Consider the following 8,132-nt stretch of genomic DNA (forward strand, 5'->3'; position numbering starts at 1 on the left):
ATGTTCGATCCTGAATTTCAGAGGAAAGCACTGAGCCTTGTAATGGGCTTTATTATGGAGTTTTCAGGAGTATCTTCCGAACCTGAACCGATCGAGCTGACAGCGGATAACCTAAATGTATCGACAATATCTGTTTCCTGCCTGAAAGTCACTTGGGATGGCGATACTGACCGTGACTACACTGTGAGCTGCACGGCTCATGATGAAGATTACGCTTATGCGGACAATATGTATTTTGAGTTCAAATCCAATGAGCTTTGCTACATAACAGGTCTGCGTGAGGGTACGGAGTACACGGTAACGGTCGAGCCTGTTCTTTCAGATGATGAAAAGGACGGATATTCCGCAGTTTCCGCAAGTGCTGACGGAAAGACGGAAACGGTAGAGGTTATCTACGAATTTCCCGATGAAGAAGGCTGGGATTCGTGCTACTGTGGGGAACGCAGTTCTGGGCTTACAAGGTCACCATCATGGGACGCTATTCAAGGCTGTTCTGTGGACACTATTACAGGCACTGGAATAATGCGTGATGAGTACGGAGATTACTGCTGTGCTATGGGCGTATGGTACGGATATTGCGGTGACAGATTTCTCGTCACCAACGAGGCAGGACAACAGTTTACCGTCAAGATTTGCGACAGTAAAGGTTATGCTGATGATGGTGAGGGTAAATACCATTGGTTTGGCGGTGCAGGCAACGGAAAGTGTATCATAGAGTTTATTTATGATGATAATTCACTTCCGTCCTGCGTGGCATTCAGCGGAAGTTGGGGCTACTATAATTGGAACGGGCTTGACCTGAGTTCCAATATCACAAGTATTAAAAAGATCAACTACGGCGAACCCGTAGAATACTAAATTTGGAGGTTTCTATTATGAACGTAAAGAAGATCATCAAGGGTATTATCGGACTCGGTGCGATCGGCGGTGTTGCCTACGCTGCTTACAAGCTCGGTGAGTGCAGCGGTGAGATGAACGAGAGGATTCACGCTATGGCTGACATTGAGGACGGTGACGGCGAGCATTCCGAGGACGATGATGAAGATCATCATCTGATGGTGTTTGATGAGCCAGACGATGGCTGTCTTGCTCCCGTCAAAGAAGCTGTCACATCTTCTGACAGCAGAAAGGGGCTTACCACCAATAATGATGCTCCCGACGAGATGAACGATGCACCGTCCGAAATGGAAAAGCCTTTACCGCAGGAAGATAGTCCAAAGACTGCGGTAAAAGCGGTCACAGTTCCTGTCAGGAAGTACGCTCCTTTGAGCAGTATTAAAATTCGTGGTATTTCCCGAAGTGAAATAGAAATGCTGCTGATTTGGATGATACGTCATAGAGCGTTTTATAAGGTTGATTTAACCTATGTGATCAATGCAGGCTCAACGAAAGTCAACCAAGTCTGTGATGCGTTTCTCAAAGCAGGATATATCCGCAAGGAGGAAAATAGCAAAAAGACATACTGTAATCTTACAAAAGAGGACTATTACAGGCTGTTGTTAGAAGAATAAAAGCACACTTCCCATGATGGGAAATGTGCTTTGGTAGATGTGTTATGCCGGAACGTTTTTCATTTCTTCTTCAAGCTCGTTGATCGCTTCAATAGGAAGTTTAGTGGCTTTTGCAATATCTTCCTTAGAAACTGTGCCTAACTGCAATAAATTATAGGCAATTCTGAGCTTTTCTTCGGTAATTCTTTCTTCCATTGCCTTGCACATATAATCCACTCCTTCCGGTGTTTCTTTGAAAAATCTGGTACGGTCTGCTAACGGTGATAATAACATTTCGTCTGCCTTACTGCACCTGAAATCATGTATCAGCTTGGCAAGATCGGAGTTATCGTCCTTGTTTTCGTATGCGCCGTTTATATAAAGAATATGTTCTCCGTCATTAAACGGCTCACCCGTGGCAAGGTTCATACGCTCTATTGGATAAACAGCTTTTCCTTTGCCGAAGAAATCATTTTCGGTAATGAATATCACATAAGTGTTGGGCAACTTTTCAAACTGCTGTTTCTCCCTGAGATTATCAACGTCCATCGCACTTGAATGGTATCTTGCCCTTTGAGGAGATGCCCCCTTATCCTGCCTCTGCACTTCAATGTCATATTGCTGATTTTCATCATCAACACCAAATACATCAAGGCAAATAGAGCGTTCCCCAAAAAGATGCTGTAGATCGTACTGTGTTTCTTCTTTGGTGAGCTTCAGATCGGGCTTTCCGATGATAATACGAAGCACATACTGAGCAAGTTCAAGATTATTCCTGAAAAGCTCACGCATGAAATCATCGTCAAGAGGACGATATTTGGCAAGCTGTTCAAGGTTTTGCTGACGTTCTTCTTCGGGCGTAAGTATTGGTTTGATCTTAGCCAATGGTATGCACCTCTTATATAGTATTCTTATTCAATACTATTATATCACATCTGCCCCGAAAAATCAATAACAAATTTATTACGAAAGGACGTGTTTTAGCATGATTCTTATCATCGGCGAAAAGCCGAGTGTTTCAAGAGCCATATCCGCCGTTGTCGGAGCTTCTTCCGCACACAAAGGCTACACCGAGGGAAACGGCTATATCGTTTCTTGGTGTGTCGGACATCTTGTCGGGCTGAAATATCCGAATGACTACGGCAACGGCTGGGACCGGAAGTGGAGCTTTTCACAGCTCCCTATGATACCCGACAAGTGGCAGTTTCAGGTCACGGACAGCACAAAGGCGCAGTACAATCTCCTGAAAAGCCTTATAAACAGGGACGATATTTCGGAGATCATCTGTGCAACAGACGCTGACCGTGAGGGCGAATGTATTTTCCGCTATGTCTATAATATGGCGAACTGCAAAAAAAACGTGAAGCGTTTGTGGGTTTCTTCTCTTGAAGAATCAGCTATCCGCAAGGCTCTTACAGCGATGAAGCCTATGTCTGCATATGATAATCTGTTTTCAGCAGGCTATGCCCGTGCAAGGGCTGACTGGCTTGTGGGAATGAACGGTTCTCGGCTGTTTTCCGTTCGCTACGGCGGTAAGCTCAACATCGGGCGTGTTCAGACACCGACACTTGCAATGATCGTTCAGCGTGATGCCGAGGTAAACGGCTTTGTGAAGCAGAAGTATTTTACTGTTGACCTGAACTGCGGAGACTTTATTCTTTCTTCTGCGAGAATTGATGATGAAAATGCCGCTGATACACTTGTTTCTGCCTGTGACGGCAACACGGTCACTATCAGTTCGGTCAAGCGTGAGGTCAAGACCGATAAAGCTCCGAAGCTCTATGACCTGACCACGCTTCAAAGAGAAGCAAACAAGGCTTTCGGCTATACGGCACAGCAGACACTCGACTATACGCAGTCGCTCTATGAGGGAAAGCTCGTCACTTATCCTCGTACTGACAGCCAGTATCTCAGCGATGATATGGCGCAGACGGCACTTGATGTGGCAAAGCTCTGTGATACCTATTTCGGGTTTGGCATTTCGCATACTCCCGATATTTCTAAGGTTATCAACAATACTAAGGTATCGGGGCATCATGCAATTATCCCCACAAGCGGTATCGCTACGGCTGACCTTTCTTCTCTGCCGTCGGGTGAAAAGAATGTCCTTACGCTGATCGCAACAAAGCTGATCTGTGCAACGGCTCCGGCGCACAAGTATGAAGCGGTCCAGTTCACAGGTATCTGCAACGGTACGAAGTTCACGGCAGCAGGCCGCACGGTGCTTGAAATGGGTTGGAAAGCCTATGAAAAGCAGACCGACAAGAAGAATGAGGAAAAGGCTCTGCCTGCGGTATCTGAGGGACAGACTTTCACGGTTGCTGCAAGCAAGGGCGAACACTTCACTTCTCCTCCGAAGCCCTATACCGAGGACACACTTCTCTCCGCTATGGAGAGAGCCGGAAATGAGAACTATGACGAGGACACGGAGAAAAAGGGACTCGGCACTCCTGCCACAAGGGCCGCTACGATCGAAGCACTTGTAAAGAATGGCTATGTGGAGCGTGTCGGCAAACAGCTCAGGGCAACGGATAAGGGCAAGGAGCTTGTGACGGTCGTTCCCGATGAAGTCAAGTCTGCAAAGCTGACCGCTGAATGGGAATCGAAGTTACAGCAGATCGAACACGGCAGTCTGCCCGAAGCAGTCTTTATGTCGGGCATTACGCAGTTCATCACTGAAATGTGCGGTAAATATGGCTCAGTGGATAAGTCTGTTTCACTTTCTGACGGCAGTAATGAGCCTATCGGGAAATGCCCGAAGTGCGGTGCAGATGTAGTCAAGGGTAAGTTTGGCTTCTACTGCAAGGGCAAGTGCGGTATGAATATCGCAAAGGTGTACGGTGTGGAGCTTTCCGATACCCAGGTCAAGGGACTACTGAACGGTAAATCGACTTCCTATACATCTAAGGGCAAAAAGACCATTGTGCGCCCTGAGCTCGTGGAGAATCCGTACAATGGGAAGATGTATTATCAGTGGAAAACGGAGAGGGGTATATAAAAACAGCAAGGGTGTCCTTGCTGTTTGGTGATAGCTATATAAAGCAGAATAATGCTACACAGGAACATCACCATTAATTGGAATAGCATCTGTATTTTTTGTTGACCAAAGAATCAACTGTTCAACGAATTTCGGAGTGATGATTTCCGGAATATGAAACGGAAGAAAATATCTGTTCCATCGTCCATTTGTTTTTTTCGCCTGAAACATTCTGCCTTTGCTTATTATATATTCCTTCTCAGTTTGAAGCGGACAAGCCAGAATATAGGATTTATCATCTGATACTATATTCAGAATATTGTACGGAGATTCATCGTCTAAAGCAACATACCATAAATATGTTTGACTATCGACAATTATTTTACGTCTACCTTTGGAACGTATGCTCATAGAATATCACCTTTGCAAATTCTGAATAATCGGAAGGACGCTCTTAACTACTTTATTATATCAAACTACCGCTGAAAAGTCAATTATTTGGCTTAAAGCAGAAAGGATAATCTTTATGAACAATAACCAGCTTACGGAAGTCGCAAAGATCCTCGGTGTCTCCGAGGACAGCGTTTCAGCTATGGACGATGAGATCAAAAACAGTATGACAGCGGTTTTTGAACAGGTCGCCGTGAAAAACGATGAGGACAAAAAGGCTGTCTTTGAAGCCCTCGACAATCTGTGGCAGAAAGGCTCAATCTATATTGAGTTGAGTGAAGTCGCAAAGTCCACGGGTATCACCACCGAAACGCTCCGCAGCCTTGACTATGAGACTCAGCAGACTATCGTCTATGAGTTCATGATGGACAGCTCTCAGACCGCCCGTTTTTATGACCTTGTGAACAAGGCTCTTGCGGTCGCAGACCTCCCGAATGTGGCAAAGCTCATCGGTACTCCCGTTCGTGCGCTGAGGTCGCTCCCTCGCCGTATTCAGGAGAATATCTGCGGTGCGTATGCTATGGAGTACGATGCCGACAGCACGAATATGGAGCTTATCGACAACATCAGGGAGATGATCGCACCGTGACAGATTTCCCGTATATCGGCGGTATCGAAGTTTCCACTATCAAAAACCGTGAGTTTATCAGCATTGAAACGGACAAGGCTCAGGCTATCGTGGTGGCACTCGACAAGAGCAATATTCCTTTTTCTGCCCGATTTGGCGATGCCGAAATGGTGCTGACCTATGACGGCAGCTACAAGGAACAGGTCGAGGAGATCATCGCAAAGGCACAGTCCGGCGACTATGAAGCATTGCTCCGTGAGCTGCAAGTTTACGGAGTGCCTGACGGCTATTATCGACTGCTCGGTGAAGTTGCGGAGCTTCTGAATACAACAGTAAGTTTCTTGCAGTCCCGTCCCAATGAAGTTCAGCTATTGCTCTGCAAGACATACACGGACTTTTGGCTGTGTGACGATGCAACGATTCAGCGCGAGCTTGACCGTATCATCACAGTCAACGGCAGAACGCTCTCGGATATTTCGGAGTATGAACGCAAGAAGCAACAGGAGAAAACTCCTGCCGAACCTGTGCAGACGGCGGATAAAGTTCGTTCATTCACGGAGCTTTATGATGCTTACCAGCGCCGTCATGCCAATGACCACTTTACAAGAGAAGCCCATAAACATCTGGCTGAGATCGCCCGACGCAGACAGCGTGACGAACAGGAGCGAGCCACACAGACAGAAGAAAGAGAAAGGAAGAACAGACCATGAAGAAGTTTATCATCATCGGAAGTGCCGTTGTTACGGCTGTGACCGCAGCGGTTATCATCATCGTGAGAAAGAGAAAGTGAGGTAGCCTATGCCCGTACAAGATAATGACGATAAGAGAACCGCCGACCAGCCTGCGGTCGATGCGGAGGAGGAAATTAGAAGAAAACAGGCGCAGGCGCAGGAACAGCAGCAGGAAGAGTCCGGCGCTCAGAAGTCGGGCAAACTTCTTCCTTTTCTGAACGCAAAGGCGGAGCATCATCAGAGCCGTATCGACTCCCTTGACGAGAAGATCGCCAATCAGACGGACAAGATCGACCGCAACAAGGCGAAGATCGAAGCACTCTCCGCAAAGGCTGACAAGCTCGAAGATACGAACCGTATGCTGAAAGCGACTATCGGCAATCTGCCGGGTATCCGCACTCTCATCGCAAATAACGAGAAGCGTATTCAGGCTATCCGTGAGGTCAAGATCCCGAAGCGGCAGGAAAAGATAGATCAGGGTTGGAAGAAGATCGACACCCTGACCGCAAAGCGTGACCGTATCGAACACAAGCTGAACCGTGTGATCGCACTCAATGACACGATCAGGAGTTTCGGTATTCACTTCAACAAGGAGCGCCGTGAAGCATTTGCAGATGCTATGACAAGGCTGAACAGCTCGACCGTGGACTGCCTGAGCGACAAGAAAGCAACGCTTGAAGCGAAAAGGCAGGATATTCTTGACACTTATAACGCTCCTGAAACGAGTGCCGTTGACAAGCTCAAACTCGGTGAACAGCTCAAGGGCGTGAATGAGCGTATCGGCGCACTGGAAAGCAAGATCATGAAGCTCGCCCGTCCCGAAACCCACTACGAGAAGCAGACCAATGACCAGCTCGATGCTTCTATGGTTCTCACAGGCGACAAGCTCGGTGAAATGGTGCAGAACGGCACTATGGATATGCCTTCTCTTGCTGAGGGTGCTGTGCAGGCGGCGCAGGAGGTCGAAACGCTTGACAGATCACAGGTCGCTTCGATCGCTGACAAGCTCGTTGACCAGCCGCTTGCAAGTGCGGAAATGCAGATGGAAGATGATTATAACATGATCGACGGTATCATCAACAACGGCAGCAAGGAGGACATCGACAAGGCAAGAGCTGAACTTCGTGAGGGTATCAAGAATATGGAGAGCCTTGCGGAAAATCCCTTTGTTCCCCAGGAGATGAGGGAGAATGCGACTTCGGAGCTTGAAAAGATGCGGAAACAGCTTGAACTGCTTGACAGCGCCGATGAGATCGAGGTCGAGTCATGGCTCATGACTATGGTGGATAACGGCGATGCAGTCCTCACCGATGACGGCGGTTTCAAGGTCAACCCCGATTATTACAAGGAGTTGCCCCGTGGTGATCGTCATGTGGAGACTATGACGGAGGTTCAGGCGGTCGAGGTCATGTCCGCATTGACTGCCGCAGGCGTGGCATATTCCGTTGCTACTAAGGGCGAGGATAAGGTCGGCATTACTGTTTCTAAAGCTGATGTTCCTGCCCTGAATGATGTGATGTACGCTTCTATCGGCAAGATCGCCCATACAGAAGCCGCAAAGGAAAACGGCGGTAAGGGCGAAAAGGGCAAGTATCAGACGATCAATCCCGAATACTATGCATCGCTCGGCAAGGACGAAAAGCACACTCGTGTTGAGCCTATCGGCACAGCACGGAAGATCGTGGCAGAGCTGCAAAAGCAGAATATCCCGTATTCTGCGGTAGTCCGCAAGAATGACACGGTGGCAGTCACAGTCTCTAAGGCGAATGCTCAGGCATATAAGCAGATCGAGAGTGCTGTCAAGGGCGAAAGAGCCGTGGAGTATGTCAATCCCGACTTTTTCAAGGCACTCCCGAAGCAGGAGCGTTTTACGCAGCGTATGGACGAGGGGCAGGCTCGGAAGAAGTCGGCAGAGC

8 protein-coding genes are annotated in these 8,132 nt (G+C 47.8%); 6 read left to right on the forward strand and 2 right to left on the reverse strand.

The window, feature by feature from the left end; genetic code table 11:
* Nucleotides 1-858, forward strand: coding sequence for a fibronectin type III domain-containing protein (locus AB5Z01_RS11430; RefSeq protein WP_243246364.1), 858 nt, complete (start codon nt 1-3; stop codon nt 856-858).
* 17 nt (nt 859-875) lie between these two features.
* On the forward strand, nt 876-1,511 hold the full coding sequence (locus tag AB5Z01_RS11435; protein WP_195221655.1) for a hypothetical protein: 636 nt from the start codon (nt 876-878) through the stop codon (nt 1,509-1,511).
* A gap of 42 nt (nt 1,512-1,553) precedes the next feature.
* Here the strand turns inward: AB5Z01_RS11435 and AB5Z01_RS11440 are convergent, their stop codons facing one another.
* Nucleotides 1,554-2,375, reverse strand: a complete 822-nt coding sequence (locus AB5Z01_RS11440) for a PD-(D/E)XK nuclease family transposase (RefSeq protein ID WP_195221654.1) — start codon at nt 2,373-2,375, stop codon at nt 1,554-1,556.
* A 100-nt stretch (nt 2,376-2,475) separates the two neighbouring features.
* Here AB5Z01_RS11440 and AB5Z01_RS11445 point away from each other — a divergent pair, with 100 nt between their 5' ends.
* Nucleotides 2,476-4,488 (forward strand): DNA topoisomerase 3, encoded by a 2,013-nt coding sequence (locus AB5Z01_RS11445; RefSeq protein ID WP_287214465.1) that lies wholly within the window; start codon nt 2,476-2,478, stop codon nt 4,486-4,488.
* Between the two features lie 54 nt (nt 4,489-4,542).
* Here AB5Z01_RS11445 and AB5Z01_RS11450 read toward each other — a convergent pair whose 3' ends face one another.
* A complete protein-coding gene (locus AB5Z01_RS11450) occupies nt 4,543-4,878 on the reverse strand; it encodes a hypothetical protein (RefSeq protein WP_195221652.1) in 336 nt (111 codons plus the stop codon).
* Between the two features lie 115 nt (nt 4,879-4,993).
* Between AB5Z01_RS11450 and AB5Z01_RS11455 the strand changes: the two genes are divergently transcribed.
* The 3 genes from AB5Z01_RS11455 to AB5Z01_RS11465 all read left to right on the forward strand — a co-directional run.
* On the forward strand, nt 4,994-5,506 hold the full coding sequence (locus AB5Z01_RS11455) for a hypothetical protein (protein WP_195221651.1): 513 nt from the start codon (nt 4,994-4,996) through the stop codon (nt 5,504-5,506).
* On the forward strand, nt 5,503-6,195 hold the full coding sequence (locus AB5Z01_RS11460) for a hypothetical protein (protein WP_287214462.1): 693 nt from the start codon (nt 5,503-5,505) through the stop codon (nt 6,193-6,195). Before AB5Z01_RS11455 ends, AB5Z01_RS11460 begins: the two co-directional genes overlap by 4 nt.
* An 88-nt stretch (nt 6,196-6,283) precedes the next feature.
* A partial coding sequence (locus AB5Z01_RS11465) for a DUF4316 domain-containing protein (protein WP_368365544.1) occupies nt 6,284-8,132 on the forward strand: 1,849 nt, incomplete at its 3' end.

Origin of the sequence: Ruminococcus sp. RTP21359st1_H3_RTP21359_211015 (assembly GCF_040909065.1) — a bacterium.
Taxonomy (GTDB): Bacteria; Bacillota; Clostridia; order Oscillospirales; family Ruminococcaceae; genus Hominimerdicola; species Hominimerdicola aceti.

Coding starts and splice junctions, on each gene's coding strand:
- AB5Z01_RS11430 (WP_243246364.1), top strand. CDS start 1: ATGTTCGATCCTGAATTTCAGAGGAAAGCACTGAGCCTTGTAATGGGC.
- AB5Z01_RS11435 (WP_195221655.1), top strand. CDS start 876: ATGAACGTAAAGAAGATCATCAAGGGTATTATCGGACTCGGTGCGATC.
- AB5Z01_RS11445 (WP_287214465.1), top strand. CDS start 2,476: ATGATTCTTATCATCGGCGAAAAGCCGAGTGTTTCAAGAGCCATATCC.
- AB5Z01_RS11450 (WP_195221652.1), bottom strand. CDS start 4,878: ATGAGCATACGTTCCAAAGGTAGACGTAAAATAATTGTCGATAGTCAA.
- AB5Z01_RS11455 (WP_195221651.1), top strand. CDS start 4,994: ATGAACAATAACCAGCTTACGGAAGTCGCAAAGATCCTCGGTGTCTCC.